General features: G+C 64.2%; 24 protein-coding genes. 1 reads left to right on the top strand and 23 read right to left on the bottom strand.

Annotated features, from left to right (window positions below; all coding sequences use genetic code 11):
- Nucleotides 1–114: 114 nt before the first annotated feature.
- From BC1002_RS09190 to ndk, 14 genes are all read right to left on the bottom strand, one after another.
- Nucleotides 115–1266, bottom strand: a complete 1152-nt coding sequence (locus BC1002_RS09190) for an ATP phosphoribosyltransferase regulatory subunit (protein ID WP_013089772.1) — start codon at nt 1264–1266, stop codon at nt 115–117.
- Between the two features lie 216 nt (nt 1267–1482).
- On the bottom strand, nt 1483–1674 hold the full coding sequence (locus tag BC1002_RS09195) for a DUF2065 domain-containing protein (RefSeq protein ID WP_013089773.1): 192 nt from the start codon (nt 1672–1674) through the stop codon (nt 1483–1485).
- A gap of 43 nt (nt 1675–1717) precedes the next feature.
- On the bottom strand, nt 1718–2623 hold the full coding sequence (gene hflC, locus BC1002_RS09200; protein ID WP_013089774.1) for a protease modulator HflC: 906 nt from the start codon (nt 2621–2623) through the stop codon (nt 1718–1720).
- 15 nt (nt 2624–2638) lie between these two features.
- Nucleotides 2639–4042, bottom strand: coding sequence for an FtsH protease activity modulator HflK (hflK, locus tag BC1002_RS09205; protein ID WP_013089775.1), 1404 nt, complete (start codon nt 4040–4042; stop codon nt 2639–2641).
- Nucleotides 4043–4091: 49 nt separating this feature from the next.
- A complete protein-coding gene (gene hflX, locus BC1002_RS09210) occupies nt 4092–5279 on the bottom strand; it encodes a GTPase HflX (RefSeq protein WP_041734653.1) in 1188 nt (395 codons plus the stop codon).
- Between the two features lie 57 nt (nt 5280–5336).
- Nucleotides 5337–5573 carry an RNA chaperone Hfq gene (gene hfq / locus BC1002_RS09215; RefSeq protein WP_006051315.1) on the bottom strand — a complete coding sequence of 79 codons (237 nt, stop codon included), beginning with the start codon at nt 5571–5573 and terminating at the stop codon, nt 5337–5339.
- Nucleotides 5574–5748: 175 nt separating this feature from the next.
- Entirely contained in the window at nt 5749–7086 is a 1338-nt protein-coding gene (gene der, locus BC1002_RS09220) for a ribosome biogenesis GTPase Der (protein WP_013089777.1), read from the bottom strand.
- A 467-nt stretch (nt 7087–7553) separates the two neighbouring features.
- Entirely contained in the window at nt 7554–8699 is a 1146-nt protein-coding gene (gene bamB / locus BC1002_RS09225; RefSeq protein WP_013089778.1) for an outer membrane protein assembly factor BamB, read from the bottom strand.
- 71 nt (nt 8700–8770) lie between these two features.
- On the bottom strand, nt 8771–9400 hold the full coding sequence (locus BC1002_RS09230; RefSeq protein ID WP_013089779.1) for a YfgM family protein: 630 nt from the start codon (nt 9398–9400) through the stop codon (nt 8771–8773).
- A 66-nt stretch (nt 9401–9466) separates the two neighbouring features.
- The gene (gene hisS / locus BC1002_RS09235) at nt 9467–10807 is read right to left on the bottom strand and encodes a histidine--tRNA ligase (RefSeq protein ID WP_013089780.1); all 1341 of its coding nucleotides are present in this window, start codon (nt 10805–10807) and stop codon (nt 9467–9469) included.
- Nucleotides 10808–10828: 21 nt separating this feature from the next.
- Nucleotides 10829–12145 (bottom strand): flavodoxin-dependent (E)-4-hydroxy-3-methylbut-2-enyl-diphosphate synthase, encoded by a 1317-nt coding sequence (gene ispG, locus BC1002_RS09240; RefSeq protein WP_013089781.1) that lies wholly within the window; start codon nt 12143–12145, stop codon nt 10829–10831.
- An 85-nt stretch (nt 12146–12230) separates the two neighbouring features.
- Nucleotides 12231–13367, bottom strand: coding sequence for a helix-turn-helix domain-containing protein (locus BC1002_RS09245; protein ID WP_013089782.1), 1137 nt, complete (start codon nt 13365–13367; stop codon nt 12231–12233).
- 211 nt (nt 13368–13578) lie between these two features.
- On the bottom strand, nt 13579–14730 hold the full coding sequence (gene rlmN, locus BC1002_RS09250) for a dual-specificity RNA methyltransferase RlmN (RefSeq protein ID WP_013089783.1): 1152 nt from the start codon (nt 14728–14730) through the stop codon (nt 13579–13581).
- A 217-nt stretch (nt 14731–14947) separates the two neighbouring features.
- A complete protein-coding gene (gene ndk / locus BC1002_RS09255; RefSeq protein ID WP_013089784.1) occupies nt 14948–15373 on the bottom strand; it encodes a nucleoside-diphosphate kinase in 426 nt (141 codons plus the stop codon).
- Nucleotides 15374–15643: 270 nt separating this feature from the next.
- Here ndk and BC1002_RS09260 point away from each other — a divergent pair, with 270 nt between their 5' ends.
- On the top strand, nt 15644–16342 hold the full coding sequence (locus BC1002_RS09260; RefSeq protein ID WP_013089785.1) for a Bax inhibitor-1/YccA family protein: 699 nt from the start codon (nt 15644–15646) through the stop codon (nt 16340–16342).
- Nucleotides 16343–16489: 147 nt separating this feature from the next.
- Here the strand turns inward: BC1002_RS09260 and BC1002_RS09265 are convergent, their stop codons facing one another.
- From BC1002_RS09265 to BC1002_RS09305, 9 genes are all read right to left on the bottom strand, one after another.
- On the bottom strand, nt 16490–17263 hold the full coding sequence (locus BC1002_RS09265) for an MBL fold metallo-hydrolase (protein ID WP_013089786.1): 774 nt from the start codon (nt 17261–17263) through the stop codon (nt 16490–16492).
- Nucleotides 17264–17270: 7 nt separating this feature from the next.
- A complete protein-coding gene (gene bamC, locus BC1002_RS09270; RefSeq protein ID WP_013089787.1) occupies nt 17271–18410 on the bottom strand; it encodes an outer membrane protein assembly factor BamC in 1140 nt (379 codons plus the stop codon).
- A 123-nt stretch (nt 18411–18533) separates the two neighbouring features.
- Nucleotides 18534–19451 (bottom strand): 4-hydroxy-tetrahydrodipicolinate synthase, encoded by a 918-nt coding sequence (gene dapA, locus BC1002_RS09275; RefSeq protein ID WP_013089788.1) that lies wholly within the window; start codon nt 19449–19451, stop codon nt 18534–18536.
- A 43-nt stretch (nt 19452–19494) separates the two neighbouring features.
- Nucleotides 19495–20097, bottom strand: coding sequence for a class I SAM-dependent methyltransferase (locus tag BC1002_RS09280; protein WP_013089789.1), 603 nt, complete (start codon nt 20095–20097; stop codon nt 19495–19497).
- 28 nt (nt 20098–20125) lie between these two features.
- Entirely contained in the window at nt 20126–21328 is a 1203-nt protein-coding gene (locus BC1002_RS09285; RefSeq protein ID WP_013089790.1) for a tryptophan--tRNA ligase, read from the bottom strand.
- A gap of 6 nt (nt 21329–21334) precedes the next feature.
- Complete coding sequence (locus BC1002_RS09290; protein WP_013089791.1) at nt 21335–21997, bottom strand: site-2 protease family protein; 663 nt, start codon at nt 21995–21997, stop codon at nt 21335–21337.
- Between the two features lie 56 nt (nt 21998–22053).
- Entirely contained in the window at nt 22054–22689 is a 636-nt protein-coding gene (locus BC1002_RS09295) for an L-threonylcarbamoyladenylate synthase (RefSeq protein WP_013089792.1), read from the bottom strand.
- 113 nt (nt 22690–22802) lie between these two features.
- Nucleotides 22803–23633, bottom strand: coding sequence for a 3',5'-nucleoside bisphosphate phosphatase (locus BC1002_RS09300; RefSeq protein WP_013089793.1), 831 nt, complete (start codon nt 23631–23633; stop codon nt 22803–22805).
- Nucleotides 23634–23809: 176 nt separating this feature from the next.
- Nucleotides 23810–24694 carry an alpha/beta fold hydrolase gene (locus BC1002_RS09305; RefSeq protein WP_013089794.1) on the bottom strand — a complete coding sequence of 295 codons (885 nt, stop codon included), beginning with the start codon at nt 24692–24694 and terminating at the stop codon, nt 23810–23812.
- Between the last annotated feature and the right edge of the window lie 70 nt (nt 24695–24764).

The raw sequence follows: 24764 nt of genomic DNA on the forward strand, positions 1-24764 counted from the left end.
AGGGATGCGCGGCCGCGAAGAGTCGCTCGGCCGCGCCCGGTTCGGGCGATGGTTCACCGCCCTGGGGCGAACGCCGGAAATGTGTTTCCGGCAGAGTCGATCGGAATGCGCGGCTCAAGCGCGCGGTTCGACCACCCATGCGCCATTGCGCTCGACCAGCACGCGGTCGAACGCGAATTCATCGAGATCGTGCTTGTGGCCAGGCAGCGCCTGGATCACCACTTCACCGGCGTCGCGCAATGCCGCGACCGCCACGCGCAACGCTTCGTCGTGCCGCCACGGCGCGAGGATCGCGCTGCTGCGCGCTTCGATCGGCGAGATCCGCGCGACTTCACGCAGATCCAGCGAAAAACCCGTTGCCGCGCGGGCGCGGCCATAGGCCTGGCCGACGTGGTCGTAACGGCCGCCGCGCGCCACCGCGTTAGGCACACCGTCCACGTAAGCGGAGAACATCACGCCACTGTGGTACGCGTAGCCGCGCAGATCGGCGAGGTCGATCATCACTTCGGCGCCGTCGACCTGGCTCGCGAGGAACGCGAGGTCGTCGAGCGCGCGGGCAATCGCCGGCGAATTCGGCAGACGCGCGCGGGCCTCTTCGAGCACCGATGCGTCGCCGTACAAAGTGGGCAGCGCGCGCAGCGCATCGCGAATCACCGGCGAGAATTGCGCGGTCATCTCGACGAGGCGCGGCACGTCCTTGCCGGCCAGGGCGTCGTAGAGCGCCTGGCCGAGTTCCTCTGCGGCCGGCTCGGCTTCGATCAGCGCCGCCAGCACGCCCGCGTGACACAGGTCCAGACGCACCTTCGCGAGTCCGGCGAGACGCAGTGCGTCGAGCATCAGCTGCTGGATTTCGAGGTCCGCTTCGAGGCCCGCGTGGCCGTAGATTTCCGCGCCGATCTGGATCTGCTCACGCGTCGCATGCAGGCCGCGCGGCCGCGTATGCGCGACGTTGCCCGCGTAGCAAAGACGCGTCACGCCCTGGCGGTTCAGCAGATGCGCGTCGATGCGCGCGACCTGCGGCGTGATATCGGCGCGCAGACCGAGCGTGCGGCCCGACAACTGATCAACGAGCTTGAATGTGCGCAGATTCAGATCGTGCCCACCGCCGGTCAGCAGCGACTCAAGGTATTCGAGCAGCGGCGGCATCACCATCTCGTAGCCGTACGAGCGGAAACGGTCCAGCAAATGACGCCGCAATTCTTCGATCTTGCGGGCCTCCGACGGCAGCACGTCGGCGATATTCTCAGGAAGCAACCAGGTCGACATCGATACAGTCCTACGGCGTTGAACACGGCGTCTTGAAGCGCCGATGATGAGAGTGAATGGCGTGTAGCGGCTTGATTCTGGCGGCTGACACCGACGCTCGGGCGGCGGTTTGCGGCTCGCGTCCGACCTGCGGCGGCTGGACCGGACAATCGGCGCTTCGCTCGGGCGGTGAAACACGCCGCAACGCGCGGCGTTCGTCAGACAAGCAAGCCGGCTTCAGGTCGCGATGAACAGTAGAACCAGCCCGAGCAACATCACGATGAGCCCACCGACACGAATCTGATGCGGCGGTCGTTCCGCTATTTTACGGAACGTGTCGCGCCAGGCGCTCGGAAAAACGAACGGAAACATCCCCTCGATAATCAGCATCAGCGCGATCGCGAGCAGTAACGAACCAGCTATGTCCATGCGAGTGAAGCGGCCGCGATGCGGATGCCGCGGCCTTCGGTAATCAGCGTTTGTGCGCAGCAGGCGCGGAAGCGTCCGGCGCGACGCCGCCGGTCGGGCTACGCATGAAGCGGAAGAACTCGCTGCTGGAGTCGACCACGATCAGATCGCCCGGTTTGAAGGTCTTCCGATACGCCTGCATGCTTTGATAGAACTGGTAGAACTGCGGATCCTTGCCGAACGCTTCGGCGGCGATCTCCGCGGCCTTCGCATCGCCTTCGCCACGAATGCCCTGCGCCTGCGCGAGGCCGTCGGCGAGCACCGCCTGTTGCTTCGCGAGCGCGTCCGCGCGGATCTGATTCGCTTCGGCGGCGCCCTTCGCGCGCTCGTCCGCCGCGATCTGCTGGCGCGCGGCGATCATGCGCTTGAACACCGAGTCGGCCACCGCCGCCGGGAAATCGACACGCGTGAGCTGCACATCCACGACCGACACGCCGAGCGATGCCGCGCTCTTGTCCATCGCACCGCGCGCCTCTTCGGCGACCGCCTGCTGTTTGGCGAGCGCGTCGGACAGCGTGAACTTGCCGAACGCGTCGCCGAGCGCGCCGCGCGACAGCAGCGCGAGCCGGTCCGCCAGGCTTTGCGGATCACCCTTCGTTTCGGCGATCAGCTTCAGCGGATCGGTCACACGAAACTTGACGACCGGGTTGACCAGCAGATCGGTTTTATCGGACGTGACGTAATGATCTTCGTCGGGTGCGTCGAGCGACTGGATGCGATTGTCGACGAACGTCACCGTTTGCAACGGCGGCGGCAGCTTCACGTGCAACCCCGGGCCGAGCAGCTTGGGCATGGCGTCGCCGCGCGCGGACAGCACGGCCATATGCCGTTGATCGACGACGAACACCATCGACGATGCCGCGAACAGCACGATGACTACGGCGACGACGAGCGCAATGATTCGGTTCATATTCTCGTGCGCTCCTTATTGAACGTCTTCTTCGCGCATGCGATTGCGGAACGCTTCGCGCGAACGCAGCGACGCGGCACTCGGCCGGCTCGCCGGCGCAGGCGCGGAAGCGGCGGGGCCAGATGCGCCCTCGGCGGCGGAGCCCGCCGCGGCACCGGTCTCAGCGGCCGACGCGGCTGACGGCGCAGCCGCACTCGCCGCTTGCGGCGCGCCCGCGACAGCAGGACCCGAAGCGGCGGCGCCCGCCGCCGCGGCCTGACGTTCGCGGTTCTGCTCGACGAGCCTGTCGAGCGGTAGATACAGCACGTTGTTGCCGTTCTTCGCGTCGACGAACACCTTGGTCGCGTTCGCGTAAATCTGCTGCATGGTTTCCATGTACAGGCGGAAGCGCACGAGCGCCGGCGCCTTCGCGTATTGCGCGTAGACCTGCTTGAAGCGCTCCGCCTCGGCCTGCGCCTGCGCGATCACGGTCTGGCTGTAAGTCTTGGCTTCCTGCACCTGACGATCGACGTCGGCCTGCGCGCGCGGCACGAGATCGGCGGCATAAGCCTGCGCATCGCGTTTCAAGCGTTCGTTTTCGTCGTGCACCTTCGCGGCGTCGGCGAACGCGGGTTGCACCTGCTCGGGCACCTGCACGCTCTGAATCGTCACACCCGTGACCCCCAGCCCGGACTGATACTGGTCGAGCGATTGCTGGATCGACGCGATCAGCTGCTGGCGCAGTGTTTCGTGATCCTGATCGAGAATATCGCTGGTGCTGTGCGCGCCGACGATGCCGCGCACCGCCGCCTGCGCGGCATGCATCACGCTCTGATCGGGATCGACGCTGCGAAACAGGAAGTCGTTGGGCTTGCGGACCTGGTACTGCACGGCGAAGCGCACGTCGACGATGTCGCCGTCGTGCGTGAGCATCGATGCGTCCTTTACGTTCGCGAGACGCACCACATTGCTACGGCCTATCTCGACCTGGCGGATCTGGCCGACGTTGACGAACTCGTGGGACTCGAACGGATACGGCAGACGCCAGTGCACGCCCTGCGCCGCTGTATAGCGATACTTGCCGAACTGCAGCACGACCGCCGCCTGGCCATCCTGCACGACGAACACGCCGCTGCCGAGATAGATTGCGATCAGCACGCCGATCACGATGCCGACGCCGATGCGCGCGCCGCGGCCGTTGTCCGGACGGCCACCGCCGCCGCCGCCGCCCTTGCGTCCGAAAATCCGGGACAGACGGTGATTGAAATCGCGCCACATTTCGTCGAGATCGGGCGGACCTTCACCGTCGCGCCCCGGTCGCTTCGGATCGTTCGGCCGTTGCCGGTCGCCGTTGCCGTCGCCCCGGCCCCAACGCGGATCGTTCAGTGAAAGCAAGGCGCGCATACGCAGCCAGATACTCCGCTCGTTGTAATCGTTCACCTGTGTTCGTTCACCAGAGTAGACAGCGGGTCAGTGCAATTGGAACGGGTCAGTGCCCGAGTTCTGGAATCTTGTGGTCTTCGCGCAGTTGCGCCGAGCGGCCGTCTTGCGACGCATCGAGCGGCATGTCGGCAAGCGGTTCGGCTGTAGCGATTTCAGCGATGGCAGCGCGCAACGCATCCAGCCCCTGCCCGGTGCGCGCGCTCAAAAAGACGCGCGAAATATTACCATACTCGTCCCGCTCGACCGCGTCCCCACGGGCTGCCAGCTCTGGCACCGCATCTATTTTGTTGAACACGAGAACCTGGCGGATCGTGTCCGCGCCGATCGCGTGCAACACCTCGTTGACCTGATCGATCTGATCGAGCCGCACCGCGCTCGATGCATCGACGACATGCAGCAGCAGGTCCGCGTGAATGGTTTCCTCGAGCGTCGCGCGAAACGCCGCGACGAGCTGATGCGGCAGTTCGCGGATGAAACCGACGGTATCGGACACCACTACCTGCCCCGCTTCGTCACCCAGATACACGCGCCGCGAGGTGGTATCGAGCGTCGCGAACAGCTGGTCGGCGGCATACGCCTGCGCCTTGGTCAGCGCGTTGAAAAGCGTCGATTTCCCCGCGTTCGTATAGCCGACGAGCGACACCGACATCGTCTGGTTGCGACTACGCGCGCGGCGCTGCGTGCCGTGCTGGCGGCGCAGCTTGTCGAGGCGGATCTTCAGCGCCTTGATGCGCTCGCCGATCAGCCGGCGGTCGGTTTCGAGCTGCGTTTCACCCGGACCACGCAAACCGATCCCGCCCTTCTGACGTTCGAGGTGGGTCCACGCGCGAATCAGCCGGGTCGACAGATATTGCAACTGCGCGAGCTCGACCTGCAGCTTGCCTTCGTGGCTGCGCGCGCGCTGCGCAAAAATGTCGAGGATCAAACTGGTGCGATCGACCACGCGCCGATTAAGCGCCCGCTCCAGATTGCGCTGCTGCGCAGGCGCCAGCGCATGGTTGAAGATCACGAGTTCGATGTCGTTCGCTTCACAGGCAAGGCGCAATTCTTCGGCCTTGCCGCTGCCGACGAACATCTTCGCGTCGGGACTGGAACGGCGTCCGGTGAGAGTGACTACGGGATTCGCGCCCGCGCTTTGCGCGAGCAGGCTGAGTTCTTCGAGACTGGCTTCGAAATCGATCTTGCCGAAGTCGATGCCAACGAGCGCTGCATTGATCAAATTGGAGGGTATCAAAATGACGCGGCCGGGAGTGATCGCCAACGGGCGACGCTGTGCCGGCCGCGGCGAGGGTTAGGACTGTTCGGAATCCGGGTGGAAATTCACCGGACGGGCCGGCACGACCGTCGAAATGGCGTGCTTATAGACCATCTGGGTGACCGTATTCCGGAGCAACACGACGTACTGGTCGAACGATTCGATGTTCCCTTGAAGCTTGATGCCGTTGACCAGGTAGATCGACACCGGCACATGCTCTTTACGCAGTGCGTTCAAAAACGGGTCTTGTAACAATTGCCCTTTGTTGCTCATAGCAAACTCCGTATTTTTTTGCAGGTTGACTGAATTGACGGCGAAGAAAAAGAGATCCGCCACCAACCGCTACACTATAGCTGATTTTCATTTCGACGCGCGGGCCCGGGATCCCCGGCCAAACCCAACGTACATGCGGGTTTCAGCCCTGGCTTAAGACCCGCTTCAGCGTGCTTCAGCCTTTGTCCGCGTAGGGGTTGGTCGACGATCTGAACTCTATTCGCAATGGAGTCCCCGTCAGCTTGAAAGTTTCCCGGAAGCGATTTTCGAGGTACCGCTTATACGTGTCGGTGATCGCGTCGAGCGCATTGCCGTGAATCACGATAATCGGCGGATTCTGCCCGCCCTGGTGTGCATAACGCAGCTTCGGCCGCACCGGACCGCGGCGGCGCGGTTGCTGGAACTCGACCGCCTCGATCAGCGCGCGTGTCAGCTTCGGCGTCGGCAGCTTCGACATCGCGGCCGTGTACGCGTCGTCGACCGAACGCATCAGCGGCCCAATTCCGGTTTTTTCCGCGGCGGAAATGAAATGGAATTTGGCGAAGTCGAGGAATTTTAGTTTGCGTTCGAGGTCGGCTTTGGTGCGCTCGCGCACATGCGGATCCAGACCGTCCCATTTGTTCACGCCAACCACCAGTGCGCGGCCCTGCTCGACGACGAAGCCGGCGATGTGCGCATCCTGATCCGAGATGTCCTGACGCGCGTCGAGCAGCAGGATCACGACGTTCGCATCGGAGATCGACTGCAACGTCTTCACGACCGAGAACTTTTCGATCGCCTCGAACACCTTGCCGCGACGGCGCAGGCCGGCCGTGTCGATCAGCGTATACGGCTTGCCGTTACGTTCGAAATCGACGTAGATCGAGTCGCGCGTAGTGCCAGGCATGTCGAACGCGATCACGCGTTCTTCGCCGACCAGCGCATTGATCAGCGTCGACTTGCCGACGTTCGGCCGGCCGACGATCGCGATCTTCACGCCGCGCGCTTCCTTGTCTTCCTCGCTCTCTTCCGGCTGACCGGCATACGCGACTTCGAGCGCCTCGTTGATCATGTCGGTGACGCCGTCGCCGTGCGCGGCCGAGATCGCGCGCGGGTCGCCGAGGCCGAGTTCGTAGAAGTCGGCCGCGACGTTGGTGTACTTCATGCCCTCGGCCTTGTTGACGACGAGGAAGATTGGCCGGCCGACCTTGCGCAGATAGTCGGCGATCGACTTGTCCTGCGGCGCGAGACCGTTGCGGCCATCGACGATGAACACGACGACGTCCGACTCCTCGACCGCCTGGCGGGTCTGGCGCGCCATCTCATGCAGGATGCCGTCTTTGGCGACCGGCTCGAAGCCACCGGTATCGACGACCAGATAAGGCCGCTCGCCGGTGCGTCCTTCGCCGTAGTGGCGATCGCGCGTCAGACCGGGCAGGTCGGCAACCAGCGCGTCACGCGAACGCGTGAGGCGGTTGAACAGCGTGGATTTCCCCACATTGGGGCGCCCAACGAGGGCAATAACGGGTTTCATCTGATGTTGTTCACGGTGAAACGCGGGATCGCAATCGATCGCGCGCGTAGCGACGCCAGGCAGCCGCCACGCGGCGGCGTTTTGACGAAATTATCACGAATTCAGCCTGCTCCGGATGCGCGATCGTTACGCGCACCCAGGCGGACGGGAGTGGGCTGCACAGACGCCATCGGGGGTCGCCTGCTTCAGACCGGGCGGCTCGACGACTGACGCTCGCGTGCGAGCGCGCTGGGGTTCGCAAAGCCGCCAACCAAGCGCACGCGCCGCCTTCGATGCCGGCGGGTGCAGCTTCGATCCGGCTTGCCGGACCAACCCGTCCGGCGATTTCTTCTATTGAGCCTGCCCGATCACGCGACGGACGGAGTGGCAACCCGACGCAGGAGCCGTGCGCCAAAGCCCACGCAGACTTCAACTAAAAAGCGCGCGGCCGGCAAAGCCGGCCTGCGCGCCTGACATCACTACAGCGATCAGCGCGGACGATAGCCGAACAGGCCGCCATCGCGCGTCTGTACGACCAGCGTGTCGCCGGCCAGCACCGGCGCCGCGGTGATCGCGCTGCCGTCGGTCTTGACCCGCGCGACGAGCGTGCCGTCGGCGGTCGATAGGAAATGCACGAAGCCTTGGTAGTCGCCGAACACGGCCGCGCGGCCGAGCAGCATCGGCACGCTCAGTTCGCGGTTCTTCAGTGCCTCGTTCTTCCACAGCACCGAACCGTTGTTCACGTCGAACGCGGACACGACCGACCAGTCGTCGGCGGCGACCACGCTGCGCTCATCCTGCGCGAGGCCACTCGTGCTCGAGAACGGCTTGCCCCACAGCGCGCGGCCCGAGTTCGCGTCGAAACAGCCAATCTGGCCCTGGAACGTCACCGCGCACGTCTCCGAACCCACCAGCGTGGGCGGGCCGGTCACGTCGTTGATACGCTCAACCTCGGTCACGCCCTTCGGATAAGACACCGGCGTCTGCCAGTAGGCGTCGCCTGTCTGCAGATTGATAGCGGCGAACGAACCGCCCGGGAAGCCGGCCAGCACCGCGGCATCGCCTGCGAACGTCATGCCCGACGACACGCGCAGGTTCAACGGCACCGCGCGGTTGCGGAAGTTCCACTTCTGCTCGCCGGTTTGCGCGTTGAACGCGACGATCTGACCGTCGATCGTGCGCACGACCACGAGACCGTTGCCGACGAGCGGCGGCGAAATGATTTCGCCCGGCGCCTTCGCTGTCCACAGCTCCTTGCCGTCCGCGCCGAGCACGTACACGTCGCCCTTCAGGCCGCCGACCGCGGTGAGTGTGCCATCGCTGCCGACGCCCGCCGACAGATCGTCATGCAGCTTGACGCGCCACACGTCCTTGCCGGTTTGCGCGTCGATCTTGGCGACCGTGCCGTTCGTGCCCGCAGCGTACACGGCATTGCCGACTGCAACCGGCGAGAACATATAGCGGCCCGCCTTGCCAACGCTTGCCGACCAGGACTGCTGCACGTCGAGCACGGGTTTGAACTCGGTGAGCGGCGTCGGCACACGGCGCTCGTCTTTCGTGGATGAGCAAGCCGCCAGCGTGAGAACGGTCATCGCACAGATAACGGGCACGGCGTAACGTTTCAGCAGATTCATCGGTGGACGAAGCATTCAGGAAATGGATTAAGGGAGACCGTCTTGCGGTCGTGGCTCGCGGCGCGGGACGCTCAGCCGCCAAGCGCATCCAGCTTGAACTGGATCAGTTGGCGCGCCGAACTGTCGCTCTTCGACAGCGAGTCGAGCGCGAGCTTGTAGGCTGCGCGCGCGTCGTCGCGCTTGCCCTGGGCGGCGAGCAGGTCGCCGCGGCGGTCCGCCACGACGCCCTTGAAGGCATCGGATTGCGGCTCGGCCAGAAGCGCGAGGCCCTGGTCGTAGGCCTTGTCGTCGAGCAGCAGCGATGCCATGCGCAGCTTCGCGACCTGCTTGAACTCGTCGTCTTTTGCGTGATCGATCGCCCACTGCAGTTGCGCCTTCGCGCCGGCTTCGTCGCCGGCGGCGTAGAGCGCCTTGGCAACGCCGAGCGCGGTCATCTGAGCGTAGGCGGTGCGGCCGAACTTGTCTTCCATGTCGGCGGCGACGCGTGCAATCCGCGCCTTGTCGCCGGTTGCCGTGGCTTGTTGAACCTGGTCATACAGCACCGCGGCTTCCGCGGCCTGACGACGCTGCCAGAAATTCCAGCCATTCCAGCTCGCGCCTGCCAACAACACCACCAGAACGATCCACGTGGTCGCATTGCCCCACTGATTCCACCATGCCTTCAGACTTTCAATCGATTCTTGTTCGTCGTGGTAACTCATTGCCCGGCGATTTCCTCATTCTTGCTACGTGTGCGTGTCGAGCCAACCGGTTCGACGACATCGCGATCAGTCGTCGCCGTCTTCGGCGGATGCAACCATCGCATTGATTAGATATTCGGTCAAGTCTTCGGCAGGCACGTTCTGTTGCTCGTTCTTACCGCCGTGGGCCTGGGTATCGCGCAGCGGTTTCACGCCGACCGTGCCATTGGCGATCTCGTCCTCGCCGAGCACGACCGCAAACGCTGCGCCGCTCGCGTCGGCGCGCTTCATCTGCGACTTGAAGCTTGCCGACTGACCGTCCGCGCTGCAATGCAGGATCACGTCGAGACCGGTATCGCGCAGACGCTCGGCGATGATGAAAGCCTGCTCGCGCGCGGCGTCGCCCTGATGGACCACGTACACGTCGCAACCTTCGTCTTCCGGCACGAGCTGCTCTTCCTTCAGCAACTCGAGAATCCGCTCGATGCCCATCGCCCAGCCGCACGCGGCGGTGGGCTTGCCACCGAGCTGCTCGATCAGGGGATCATAACGGCCGCCCGCCGCGACCGTGCCTTGCGCGCCGAGCTTGTCGGTCACCCACTCGAACACGGTCAGATTGTAGTAATCAAGACCGCGCACGAGACGCGGATTGATCGTAAACGGAAGATTGTTGGCCTTCAGGAGACGCTGCAGACCTTCGAAGTGCGCGCGCGATTCTTCGCCGAGAAAGTCGATCAGCTTGGGCGCGTTCTGCGCGACTTCCTGCAGTGCGGGATTCTTCGTATCGAGCACCCGCAGCGGGTTCGTGTATAGCCGGCGCTTCGCGTCTTCGTCGAGCACGTCCATGTGCTTTTCGAGGTACGCGATCAGCTCGACGCGATGCGCGGCGCGCTCTTCAGCGAGACCCAACGAGTTGATTTCGAGCTTGATGCCGGTCAGGCCGAGGTCGTCCCACAGACGCTGGCACATTATGATGATTTCCGCGTCCGCATCCGGACCCGCGAAGCCGAGCGCCTCGACACCGACCTGGTGGAACTGCCGATAACGGCCGCGCTGCGGACGCTCGTGACGGAACATCGGACCGATGTACCACAGGCGCTTCGGGCCGTCGTACAGCATGTTGTGCTCGATCGACGCGCGCACTACCGCCGCCGTGTTTTCCGGGCGCATCGTCAGGTTTTCGCCGTTCAATGCATCGGTGAAGCTGTACATCTCTTTTTCGACGATGTCGGTCACTTCGCCGATACCGCGTGTGAACAACTGCGTGTGCTCGACGATCGGCGTGCGGATATTCTGGTATCCGTACGAACGCAGCATCGACTTGACGGTGGTTTCGAAAAATTCCCAGAGCCCGGCTTCCTGCGGAAGGATGTCGTTCATGCCCTTCACGCCGGAAAGCTTCTCGAGCTTTTTCTTCTGTTCAGTCATCTGTGTTTCGATTGCCGATATTTAGTTGAGCGCTTCGGCGCGGCCATAGCGGCGCTCGACGTAGTCGCTCACGATTTGCTGGAATTCTTGCGCGATGTTCTCGCCGCGCAGCGTCTTCACCTTCTCACCGTCGATGAACACCGGCGCGGCCGGGTTCTCGCCTGAGCCCGGCAGGCTGATGCCGATATTCGCCTGCTTCGACTCGCCCGGGCCGTTGACGATGCAGCCCATCACCGCGACGTGCATCTGCTCGACGCCGGGATACTGGTCACGCCACACCGGCATCTGCTGACGCAGATAGGTCTGAATCTGCGACGCGAGTTCCTGGAACAGCGTGCTCGTGGTGCGGCCGCAGCCCGGGCACGCGATCACCATCGGCGTGAACGAGCGCAAGCCCATGGTCTGCAGGATTTCCTGACCGACGATCACTTCGCCGGTGCGCGACGCGCCGGGTTCCGGCGTCAGCGAAATACGGATCGTGTCGCCGATGCCCTGCTGCAACAGGACCGACAGCGCCGCAGTCGACGCGACGATGCCCTTCGAGCCCATGCCTGCTTCGGTCAGGCCCAGGTGCAGCGCGAAATCGCAACGGCGCGCGAGTTCGCGGTACACGGCGATCAGATCCTGAACGCCGCTGACCTTGCACGACAGAATGATCTGGTCGCGCCCGAGACCGAGTTCGACCGCACGTTCCGCCGAGCCGATCGCCGACTGGATCAGCGCTTCGTACATCACGCTTTGCGCTTCCCACGGCGTAGCGCGCGAGCCGTTCTCGTCCATCATTTTGGCGAGCAGGTCCTGGTCGAGGCTGCCCCAGTTCACGCCGATGCGCACCGGTTTGTCGTATTTGACCGCCGCCTCGATCATCTGCGCGAACTGCGTGTCGCGCTTCGCGCCGTGCCCGACGTTGCCCGGATTGATCCGGTACTTCGACAGCGATTCCGCACAGCCCGGATAGTCGCGCAGCAGAAGATGGCCGTTGTAATGGAAGTCGCCGACGAGCGGCACCATCACGCCCATGCGGTCGAGCTGCTCACGGACCGCCGGCACAGCCGCTGCCGCTTCCGGTGTATTCACGGTGATACGCACCAGTTCGGAACCGGCTTGCGCCAGTTCCTTGATCTGGATCGCGGTGCCGATCGCGTCGGCGGTGTCGGTATTGGTCATCGACTGCACGCGCACCGGCGCATCGCCGCCGATGGTCACGAGCTGGCCGCCCCAGCGGACGTTGACCGCATGCGATTTGCGCCGCATCGCGGGGCCGCCGAACACCGGCTCGTCTGAAACGATCTTGCTACAGGATTGGGATTGAGCTTCGGTTTGCATCGAAAAACCCATTTACGCCGCATGCGCTATGCAAAAACGCAGCGCCTCAATTGAAAAAGCGCCGCGGACCGATTGGCCGCGGCGCGTACCGTGTCTGTCAAGGCAGCGCAAAGCGCGCCACATTGCCCTTGGCTGCCGCATATTTCGACGGATCGACCGGCTGGCCGTCGAGAGTCACCGACTCGAGACCCGCCTTGTTGCCGACCGTCACCTTGAACGGACCGGCGCCCGTCACTTCCTTCGGATCGCCAGCATGCACGAGGCCGGAGAACAGTTCCTTGCCGTTCTTGTCACGCACGCTGAACCAGCTGTCCTGCGTCACGCGCAGCGCGACGACCGACTCGCCGGGCGCTGGCGTAACCGCGGGTGCCGACGCGCTCGCCACGGCCACCGGCGCATTCGCGCTCTCCATGACAGCCTGTGCCTGAGCCTGCGAGCCGGCCTTTGGTGCCGCTGCCGTGGGCGCCGGCATTGCCGCTGTATTCGCTGCCGGGGCCGAGCCTGGCGCGATGCCGGTGGCAAGCGGCGCGGGCATCGGCGTTGCCGACGCAGACGCCGCATTATCCACGCTCGCCGCGTTGTCCGCCGTGACCGCCGCGTCTGACGTCGATGCGCCTTCCGCCGTCGCCGGGCCTTGCGCGACCGCGCCCGACGCCGCCGTGTCGCTGCTCGTCGAACTATTCGCGCTGGCCTTCAGGCGCGCGAGCCACGCGGACGAATCGCCGCCGTTGGTGCGCCACATGCCGAGCGCGATGACCGCGACGACGATCGCTGCAACGCCCCACAGCCACGAACGGCTCTTGTGCCCGCTGTCACCGAGCGACAACGAAACCTTGCCGCGCGGCAGATCCTTGCCCGATGACGCGGGCATCGACAGATTCGGCGCCGGCACCCCTCTCTCGCGACGCAGCGCCGCCGTAAAAGGCGCCGGATCAGCGCCCAGCATTTTCGCGTAGCTGCGCACGACACCGAGTGCGAACGTCGTGTCCGGCAGATGGCTGATGTCGCCCGCCTCGAGCGCGCTCAGCTTGACGACCGACACCTTCAGTCGCGCCGATACGTCCTCGATCGCCCAGCCTTTCGACTCGCGCAACTGGGTCAAGCGCGCGCCAACCGCTGCCAACGAATCGAGGGCCGGCTGCACGACAGGCTGGACCACAGCCCTTGCAACGGGTGCCGGATGGCCATCGTTCGTGTCTGTCTCGTGCGGCTGCGGGTGCTGCGGCTCACTCATCCCAAATCCTTTCGCGTCGATTCTTTTAATCGTGCGACCGGACGGGCTCGAGCCTCACGTCCAAATCGCAGACCGTTTATAACAAAATGTGCGGCTTTGTGTGCCGCTCCCGATCGATTCTGCAAACTTTCTTTTCAACCGCCGGTGGCATCGGAGCATTTTTGCGCTCGCGGCACAATGCCCCGAACGCCGACGCCCTGCTGCCCGACGACTACACGGCGCGAACCTCGATGACCTTTGCCGCCTTCCCGGTGCGCTCAGCAAGACGCGTGCGGTCTTTCACCGCGCCGGCCAGCTGACCGCAGGCAGCATCGATATCGTCACCGCGGGTCTTGCGCACAGTCGTGACGACGCCAGCGTCGATCAACACCTGCGCAAACCGCTTGATCTGTTCCGGCTTCGAGCGAATGAGGCCCGATTCGGGGAACGGATTGAACGGAATCAGATTGAACTTGCACGGCACGTCGCGCGTGACGGCGAGCAGCTCGCGCGCATGCGCCTCGCTGTCGTTCACGCCATCGAGCATGCAATATTCGAACGTAATGAAATCGCGCGGCGCCACTTTGAGGTAGCGCTCGCACGCCGCCATCAGCTCGCGCAGCGGATACTTTTTGTTGAGCGGCACCAGCACGTCACGCAGCGCGTCGTTCGACGCATGCAGCGACACCGCGAGGGCCACGGGTACGTCCGCGCCGAGCCGGTCCATCATCGGTACGACGCCCGAAGTGGACAACGTGACGCGCCGGCGCGACAGGCCGTACGCATTGTCGTCGAGCATCAGACGCATGGCGGGCACGACCGCGTCGTAATTGAGCAGCGGCTCGCCCATCCCCATCATCACGACATTCGTGACGACGCGCTCGCCCTTGCCGTCGCCGCCGATCGCGCGGCCGCCGGCATCGCCACGCGACGCGCGCAGCGCAAACTCGGCCATACGCAACTGGCCGATGATTTCGCCGGTGGTGAGATTGCGGGAGAACCCCTGCTTGCCGGTCGAGCAGAATCGGCAGTTGACCGCACACCCGGCCTGCGACGACACACACAGCGTGCCGCGCGTTTCTTCGGGGATGTACACGGTTTCAACGGCGTTGCCGTTACCGACGTCGATCAGCCACTTGCGTGTGCCGTCCGACGAAATATGGTCGCTGACGACGCCCGGCATTGTGATCGTGGCGCGCCCTTTGAGCTTTTCGCGCAAGGACTTCGCGAGATCGGTCATGCCGTCGAAGTCGGCAGCGTTGTATTGGTGAATCCAGCGCTGCAATTGCTTGGCGCGAAACGGTTTCTCGCCCAGGCTGTCGCAATACGCGACGAGCCCTTGGGCGTCGAGGTCGAGAAGGTTGACGGAGGGACTGCTCGTCATATCGAATCCTGCCATTTCAGTGCGAGACTACATTCATGCAACAAGCTGCATGAACGCCATGCCGTTCGCGCCCATTCCTGCTGCTTTTACCTTACTACTTTTGCCGTGCACCGCGCGCGATTCATGCGATAAAACAGTTCGACCGCACGAAACGCGCCACGAGAAAGAGGCTTGCGATACGCGACTGAGGTCAGTGCTCGACCTCAGCGCGAGGCGCTCAACGCGAGTAGACGTTGACTTGGGGGAAGAAGAACGCGATTTCAGCCGCAGCCGTTTCCGGCCCGTCCGAACCGTGCACCGCGTTGGCGTCGATGCTGTCGGCGAAGTCGGCACGGATCGTGCCCTTTTCTGCCTTCTTCGGGTCCGTCGCACCCATCAGGTCACGGTGCTTCAGGATCGCGTTCTCGCCTTCCAGCGCTTGCACGACCACCGGACCCGAGATCATGAATTCAACGAGGTCTTTGAAGAACGGCCGTGCTGCGTGGACAGCGTAGAACTTCTCGGCGTCAGCACGCGACAGGTGAACCATGCGCGATGCCACGATCTTCAGGCCAGCGTTTTCGAAACGGGTGTAGATCTGGCCGATCACGTTCTTGGCCACTGCGTCCGGCTTGATAATCGACAGGGTGCGCTCGATCGCCATAAAAACTCCAAAAAATTAAGAGGTTACAGATTCAAATGAATCCGCTATTGTAGCATGTTCCCGTGTATCATTGCCATTGAACCCTTACAGAATTGAAAGGATCAAGGCAAGGGGCGCAAAATACTGGTAGCGTAGGCCATGGAGGGCGACTGAAAGGTATTGAAACTCCGTGCCGCCGCGCTAATCTTACGGATGAACGGTGCGCCCGCCGGCGCTTCGCAAACTTCCGTATCACCATCACGAAACATGCTTCCGAGGTAAGGAGAGACCATGAACGAACATCCGTATATGTTTGGCCGCAACGGCGCGGTCAGCACGGTCGAAACACGCAACCGCGTGCTACGGAACACCTACTGGCTGCTGGCGCTGTCCATGATTCCAACCGTGCTCGGCGCCTGGGTCGGTCTTGCCACCGGCTTCTCGCTGTTCGCCGCCACGAGCCCCGCCATGAGCATGTTGGCGTTCTTCGCGATCGCCTTCGGCTTCATGTTCGCGATCCAGCGCACCAAGGACAGCGCCATCGGCGTCTTCGTACTGCTCGGCTTCACGTTCTTCATGGGGCTGATGCTGTCGCGCATTCTCGCGTTCGTTCTCGGCTTCTCGAACGGCCCGTCGCTGATCATGCTCGCGTTTGGTGGCACTGGTGTGATCTTCGCGGCCATGGCAACCATCGCCACGGTCAGCAAACGAGACTTCTCGGGCCTCGGCAAGTGGCTGTTTATGGGCGTGATCGTGATCTTGCTGGCTTCGGTCGCGAACGTGTTTCTGCAACTGCCGGCACTGATGCTGACGGTTTCGGTCATGGCAATCGTGATTTTTTCCGCCTACATCATGTTCGACGTGCAGCGCGTCGTGAACGGCGGCGAGACGAATTACATCACCGCGACGCTCGCGATCTACCTGGATCTGTATAACGTGTTCGTCAACCTGCTCGCGCTGCTCGGCATTTTCGGCGGCAACCGCAATTAAGCTTGGCCAGTCGCGCGGCGTGACCTACGCCGCGCTCGACGCCCAAAGCAAAAGCCCATAACGATTGATCGTTATGGGCTTTTTTTCATTACCTGAGCACCTGACGCATGATGCCCGGCGTGACCGGAGGCCAACCCCGCGCCACAGTCACAGAGTCAACCACGCGAAACCTTCACTCTGCGACGCAACCACCACCTCGGTGAGGGCCGCGCCAAGCACGCCCGCCAGCGCCGCCTGCGCGAGTTCCGGCAGATTGTTCTGCTGGCTCAGATGCGCGGCGACCAGATGCCGCAAGCGCGAGTGGTCGAGCGACGCCAGTATTTCAGCCGCCGCGTCATTGTTCAGATGCCCGTGATTGCCGCCGATACGCGCCTTCAGCGACGGCGGATAACGACTGCCCGCGAGCATTTGCACGTCGTGATTGCATTCGAGCACGAGCGCGTCGCAACCACTCAGCACCGCGCTGATATGTGGCGTGGAGGTGCCCACGTCGGTGAGCACGCCGAGCCGGCTCGCGCCATTCGAGAACACATATTGCAACGGTTCGCGGGCGTCGTGCGGAACGGTATAAGGGAGAACGCTGAGCTCGCCGATCGCTACCGCCTCGTCGCCCCATAGCACCTGCAGGTCGACATCGGCATCGTCGGCGCCCACCGCGCGCGCGGTGCCCCAGCTCATGTAGAGCGGAATCGACCATTTGCGCGCCAGCGTCAACGCGCTGCCGATGTGGTCGCTATGTTCATGCGTAATCAGGATCGCATCCAGATGCTCGGCGCTCGCGCCGAGCCGCGCGAGACGCCGCTCGACTTCACGCGCGGAAAACCCGCAATCGAGCAGCACGCGCGTGGTGCTCGCGCCGCTGTGCGCTTCCACCAGCAGCGCGTTGCCTTCACTGCCGCTGCCGAGGCTTGCGAAGCGCACGACCCGCCTAGTTCAGTTGCGCGTGCAGCAGCGACACGATGCGCTGCGCGTCCGACGACGTATCGATCTGGCCGTTCGCGTTGACGACCGCAACCTGCGTCACCGCGTCGCCCTTCGCGCGCACGTTGACGAGGAATTCCTGGCCCGGCTTGCGCGTCGAATTGCCGCTGTAGAACAGTTTGCCGAACAGGCCTTCCTTCTTCAGCTCCTGCATCGAATCCGCGTAGCGCACGTAGTAGATGCCCTTCTCGCGATCGCGGTTGTCGACTGTGAAGTTGGTGCGATCGAGCGCGAGGCCCACACGCAACCAGGCGCGGTCGAACGACTCCTGCAGATCGAGCGTCGACGCGCCCGCGTTCTGCTCGATGGTGGTCGGCGCGCTGGCCGGGCGCGCGTCGGTCAGCAGCTGCTTCGACTGTGCTTCGGTCAGGCCGAACTTCTGCATCAGCTTGGCGAGGAACAGCGCCTCGAGCGCCGGGTCACGCGGACGCTCTTCCCAGCGCGAAGACGTCTTGTCCTGCCCGGTCATAACCTCTTCCATCGCACTGTGCGTGATCGAGATATCGGTCGCACTGTCCGAACCGCGCGAGACCAGCGTGCGGAAACTGTCGCGGGTGCCCGACGAATAGGCGAAGTCGATGACCTTGCCGATCGTGCGGCGGAACCAGTCGTCAGGAATGTTCGCGCGGTTCTCCGCCCAGTCGGTCGTCATGATGCCGGTGGCCGGCGCGTCGGTCTTCAGCACGAAGCCGTTCTCCTGCCAGAACTCCTGCAGTTGCGGCCACAGCTGTTCCGGGGAACGGCCGTCTACCACCAGCCAGCGACGGTCGCCGTCGCGCTCGATATGCATGCCGAGCGGATCCTGCGCGGTCGGCTGACCTTCGGTCGCGTTGCCGGCGGCCGTGACAGCGCGCGTCGGCGTGCCACCGAGCGCCAGATTGGCGGGCGGCGCCACATAGCGCTGGTCGTTCGGCGACGTGCTCAGGTCGCTCGGCACGGCGAGCGGCGGCGCGCTCGAGGTCGCCTTGTAGTTGACGCGGTCGGAAGCGAACCAGTCGTTCAGCGTGTCACAGCCGGCGAGCGTCGACAGGGCAAGCGCCAGCGCCGCCATGCGGGTTGCGTGGAGGGAAAGTGCGGAACGTTTCATGAGGTCCTTCGTGATGCTGGAACGCGATGCCTCGTTCGGTCTGCCGGGAACGTGGGCTGAAGCGACGTCGGTTAATGAAATGCCGGTGGCGGTCTGGCGTGGGCGGCTGGACGGGCGGGCCGTTCAGCCGAGCAGGCCCGCTTCGCGCAGCGCGCCGCGCACCACTTCGTGGTATTGCGCGTCGAGCGGCGTGAGCGGCAGGCGGATGCCGCCCTGCACACGCCCCAGTTGCTGCAGCGCCCACTTCGCCGGAATCGGATTCGCTTCGGCAAACAGGTATTTGTGCAGCGACAGGAGTTTCAGATGAATCTCGCGCGCGGTTTTCGCGTCCGCGGCGAGCGCGGCCTTGCACAGCTCGCTCATTGCGCGCGGCGCGACGTTCGCGGTGACCGAAATATTGCCGTGACCGCCGAGCAGCATAAGCGCGATCGCAGTGGGATCGTCGCCGCTATAGATGCTGAAGTTTGCCGGCGCCGACTTGATCAGATGCGCCGCGCGGTCGATGTTGCCCGTGGCTTCCTTCACGCCGACGATCCCCGGCACCTGCGCGCAGCGCAGGATGGTCTCGTTGCTCATGTCGGCGACAGTGCGGCCCGGCACGTTGTACAGGATCACCGGCAGATCGACGGATTCGGCGATCTTCGCGAAATGGCGGTAGATGCCTTCCTGAGTCGGCTTGTTGTAATACGGCACGACCTGCAGCGTGGCGTCCGCGCCGACGTCTTTCGCGTGCTGCGTGAGTTCGATCGCCTCCGCGGTGGAGTTGGCACCCGCGCCCGCGATGACAGGAATCCGTCCAGCGGTGTGGTCGACCGCGGTCTTGACCATCAGCACGTGCTCTTCGACCGACAGCGTGGCCGACTCGCCGCTCGTGCCGACCACGACGAGCGCATTCGTGCCTTCCTCGATGTGCCAGTCGATCAGTTTGCGAAACGCCGGCAGATCGAGGCTGCCGTCTTCGAGCATCGGAGTGATGATGGCAGGAATGCTGCCGCGGATCTGAACGCCGTCCTGGTGACCGCTGTGGTTGCCGTTAGTCATGAAACGCCATGAATATGATCAGGTAAACCGCGATTGTAGCGGATTAGCCAGCCAACTCGTAACAAGGTGGCGGTGTTGCCCGTGCGGGATCATCCGCACGGGCCGCTTCCCGAACCGCGCAGATGCGCTGAACGTAGGCCGGACGCGGCTCGGCGAGAAACCCGTCCTGAAATGCGATCACCCGCAGATGGCCCCGCACGATGTCGAGCAGCTCGCCAGGCGCGAGCAAAAACGCCGGATTGGAGGGTTTGCCGACGCTTTCGTTTCCTTGCGCAAAGGTCTCGTAAACCAGTACGCCGCCGGGCGCGAGCGCGCGCAGCAACTGCGGAAAAAGCGGCCGGTGCAGGTAATTGGTGACCACGACGGCGGCGAACACCGCCTCGCCCGGTAATGGCCACGGCGCGCCTTCGAGGTCGGCCGCGACAGGGGTGACGAGCGGCGCGTCGCCCAGCAGGCCGAGGGCAGCCGCGTCCCGATCGATCGCGGTGACCGGATGGCCGAGCGACGCAAAAAAGCGCGCGTGCCGCCCGGCCCCCGAGGCCACGTCGAGCACCGCGCCGCCCGGCGCGATCAGGTGCGCCCAGTGACGCACCCAGCGCGACGGTTCACCGAGGCCATGCAAGCCAGGAGTAACGGGCGTGCTCATCGCTGCGGTGCGGCGCCACGAGTGCGCATCAGTTGTACGAAAGCCCCATCGCCTCACGAACGTCGCGCATCGTTTCGGTCGCGAAGCGGCGTGCCTTGTCGCAGCCATCGGCGACGATCGCGCGCAACAGCGACGGGTCGTCCATGTACTTCTGCGCACGCTCGAGCATCGGCTGCTGCTCGCGCAGAATCCCTTCGACGACCGGCTGCTTGCAATCGAGGCAACCGATGCCCGCCGAGCGGCAGCCCTTCTGCACCCACTCGTGGGTTGCTTCGTCGGTATAGACCTGATGCAGCTGCCACACCGGGCACTTGTCCGGATCGCCCGGATCGGTGCGGCGCACGCGCGCGGGGTCGGTCGGCATCGTGCGGACCTTTTTCGTGATCGTTTCCGCGTCTTCGCGCAGGCCGATCGTGTTGCCGTACGACTTCGACATCTTCTGGCCGTCGAGACCCGGCATGCGCGACGCCTCGGTCAGCATCGCCTGCGGCTCTACCAGGATGATCTTGCGCGAACCTTCGAGATAGCCGAACAGGCGCTCGCGATCGCTCATCGACAGGCTTTGCGATTCCTGCAGCATCGCCCGCGCGCGTTCGAGCGCTTCGTCGTCACCTTCCTGCTGATACGCGTTGCGCAGCTCGTGATACAGCTTCGAGCGTTTGCCGCCGAGCTTCTTCGCGGCTTCGTTCGCCTTCTCCTCGAAGCCCGGCTCGCGGCCGTACAGGTAGTTGAAACGACGTGCGATTTCGCGCGTCATCTCGACGTGCGGCACCTGGTCTTCACCGACCGGCACGAGCGAGCCGCGATACAGCAGAATGTCCGCCGCCATCAGCACCGGGTAGCCGAGGAAGCCGTAGGTGGACAAATCCTTGTCCTTCAGCTTTTCCATCTGCTCCTTGTAGGTCGGCACGCGCTCGAGCCAGCCGAGCGGTGTGCTCATGCCGAGCAGCAGCGCGAGCTCGGCATGCTCGGGCACCCTGCTCTGGATGAACAGCGTCGCCTGCGCCGGATCGATGCCGGAAGCGAGCCAGTCGATCAGCACGTCCCACACGTTCTTTTCGATCACTTCGGGCGTTTCATAGTGCGTCGTCAGTGCGTGCCAGTCGACCACGCAGAAGAAGCACGGGTACTCGGACTGCAGCCGCACCCAGTTTTTCAGCACGCCGTGATAGTGGCCGAGGTGCAGCGACCCGGTGGGCCGCATGCCGGAGAAGATACGGTCTGGGAACATGGTTATTTAGAAAAGCGAGACAAGAGGAGTCAGAATTGCGGTAATCGCGCTATAGCCGAGCGTAACGAGTGGCCTCAGCCAGAAACGCGTGAGGGTACCCGTCATCACGAGCGCCATCACGATGAAAAAGCCGTACGGCTCGAGCCGCGACAACGCGAACGATTGCTTCGGCGGCAACAGCGCCATCACGACGCGGCCGCCATCGAGCGGCGGCAGCGGAAACAGGTTCAGTACGCCGAGCACCAGATTGACGCCGACGCCCGCGCCCGCCATACGTGTAAAAAACGGTTCGTTGACATTGAGCACCGCGAGCACGATGCCGAACACGCCCCAGAGCAGCGCCTGGAAAAAATTGCATACCGGCCCGGCCGCCGCGACCCAAAGGCTGCCCCAGCGCGGATTGCGCAGATTGCCGAACGCGACCGGCACCGGCTTCGCATAGCCGAACATGAACGCGCCGCTCGTCGCGAAGTACAGCAGCAACGGAATGGCGATCGTGCCGAGCGGATCGATATGCCGCATCGGGTTGAGCGACACGCGGCCGAGCACGTACGCGGTGTTGTCGCCGAGCCAGCGCGCGACGTAGCCGTGCGCAGCCTCGTGCAGTGTGATCGCGAAGATCACCGGCAGTGCGTACACCGCAATCGTCTGTATCAGGGAAGAATCCATAACTCGCTATTGTAACAATGCGCTTGCGCGTGTCTGTCCGCTTTCGCTCGGGCCGCTCACGCCGTTTGCTCGAGGCCGAACGGCTCGAGCTGGCCGCGCCCTGCCCGCACCAGCACCGGCTCCGAGCCGGTCAGATCGATCACGGTGGACGGCTCGCACACGCACGCGCCCCCGTCGATCACCAGATCGAGCTGCTTTTCGAGCCGCGCGCGGATTTCCTCGGGGTCGTTCAGTGGCTCGGTTTCGCCGGGCATGATCAGCGTCGTGCCGAGCAGCGGCTGGCCGAGCTCCTCGAGAATCGCGAGCGTGATCGCATGATCCGGCACGCGCAGACCGATCGTCTTGCGCGACGGGTGCGACACGCGTCGCGGCACTTCCTTGGTGGCCTGCAGCACGAACACGTACGGACCTGGCGTCACCGATTTCAGCAGCCGATACTGCCAGTTGTCCACCATCGCAAAATTAGCGAGTTCCGACAGATCGCGCACGAGCAGCGACAGCAGCTGCTTTTCGTCGAGTCCGCGGATACGCCGCAGGCGTTCGACCGCATCCTTGTCGTCGAGACGGCAGGCGAGCGCGTAGGTCGAGTCGGTCGGCAAGGCGACCACGCCGCCGTCGTTGATGATCTGCGCGGCCTGCTTGACGAGGCGCGGCTGCGGATTGTCGGGATGAAGCCGAAAGTATTGGGACATGGAGACTCACGATGGCGGCAGACGAACTGCGGCGGATGGGCTGCGGCGAGCAGAGCGCGTGCCGCATCCAGCCGGCCCGCGCGCGAGACGTGCCGTTCCGGCACGGCGCGCGGTCACAGCCAGCGTTCCCAGACCGGCTTCAAATCGGCGGGTAGCGGCGGCAGTGTGCCGAGTTCGATGCGGCCTTCGCCGGGCGCATGGAAGTCGGAACCGCGCGAGGCCTCGAAGCCATAGCGACGCGCGACGTCCGCATATTCGCGGTATTGGTCGGGCGTATGGCTGCCGGTCACGACCTCGATCGCCTTGCCGCCGAGGTCGATGAATTCACCGAAGAATGCGTCGAACTCGAGTTGCGAATAGGCGTAGCGGCCCGGATGCGCGACGATCGCGACGCCCCCCGCGGCATGGATCCAGCCGAGCGCGTCGGCGAGCTTGGCCCAGCGGTGCGCGACGTAACCCGGCTTGCCGTCGCCGAGATAGCGGTCGAATACTTCCTGGGTGTTTGCGCAGTGGCCGTGTTCGACCATGAAGCGCGCGAAATGTGTGCGCGACATCATGTCGGGATTGGACACGTAACGAAGCGCGCCCTCGTACGCGTCTGGAATGCCGAGCGTGGCCAGTTGCTCGCCGATTGCTTCGGCGCGCGCGGCGCGGCCGTCGCGCGTGCGAGCGAGACCGTCGATCAGGATCTGGCTGGTCGGATCGATGCCGAGTCCGACGATGTGCACGGTGCGCCCCGCCCACGTGACCGAAATCTCGACGCCGCTCAGGTAGTTCATGCCGAGCGCCTCGGCCGCGGCGCGCGCCTCGTGCTGGCCACCCACTTCGTCGTGATCGGTGAGCGCCCACAGCGTCACGCCGTTTGCGTGCGCGCGGCGCGCGACGTCGGTCGGCGCGAACTGGCCGTCGGAAACGGTGGAGTGGCAGTGAAGATCGGCGTTCATCGTGGTCCTGGAAGGGTTCTGCGGTCATTTTACTGCAATGCAGTAAGGGTCCGCAGGGGTATCTCGCGACGCCGGCCGCGGCTTACCCGCGTGCCGCGAGGTAGAACCGGGCAGTGCCGAGACCGCCGTCCGGGCGACCCGCGAGCGCCGTTTCAGCCGTAGCTTCATTCACCGTGCTACGCGCAGAAACCCTCGATCAACGCGGCGATCTGCTCCGGCTGGTCGTGATGCACCATGTGCCCCGCGCCGTCGATGATCTTTTCGCGCCAGTCGGCAAACGCGTGGAAACGCGCCTTGAATTCGTCGAGCGGCACGTCGCCGGCGATCCGCGCGAGCGTCGCCGAGCCGGCGGCCTCGACGTGCAGCACCTTTGCGCTGACCTTGCGCCACACCGCCATCACTTCGTCGAGGCGATACAACGTCGGGCCACGGACCTTGTGCGCCGGATCGGCGAGCAGCATGAAGCGCCCTTCGCCATCCGGCTTCGACCAGTGCTGCGCGAGAAACTGCGCGCGCCGCGGATCGAGGCGCGGATTGGTTTTGATCAGGCGCGCGGCGACCTCGTCGAGCGACGCGTAGCGCTTCAGCTGCGGTGGATCGCGCAGTTCGTCGAGCCAGGTCAGCAGGCGCTTCGGCGCCTGCGCCGGATGCGAATGCGCGAGCCCGAAGCCCTCCAGATCGACCACGCGCCGTACTCGCTCCGGCCGCACGCCCGCGTACAGGCACACGACGTTGGCACCCAGGCTGTGACCGACGAGGTTCACCTCGCCGTCGGGCGCGTAGTGGTCGATCAACGCGTCGAGATCGCCGAGATAGTCATGCACCCAGTAGCTGCCGCCGCCGCTCTCGGCGACCGGCCAGTCGGACAGACCGAAGCCGCGCATGTCGGGCGCGATCACCTGCCAGTCGCCGCCGAGCGCATCGACGACGAACTGGAACGACGCGCCGACGTCCATCCAGCCGTGCAGCATGAACAGCATCGGCGCGTCGGGACGTCCCCAGCGCCGCACGTGCAGCCGGACGCCATGCGCGGTAACGAACTCAGAGCGGGAAGTATTCATCAACGTCGCACCCGTAAAAAGAATGGTCGTTCGATTATAGGGACGGAGGCGCAACAGGTGGTGACGGATT

The sequence above is a fragment of the Paraburkholderia atlantica genome (assembly GCF_000092885.1).
Classification (GTDB): domain Bacteria; phylum Pseudomonadota; class Gammaproteobacteria; order Burkholderiales; family Burkholderiaceae; genus Paraburkholderia; species Paraburkholderia atlantica.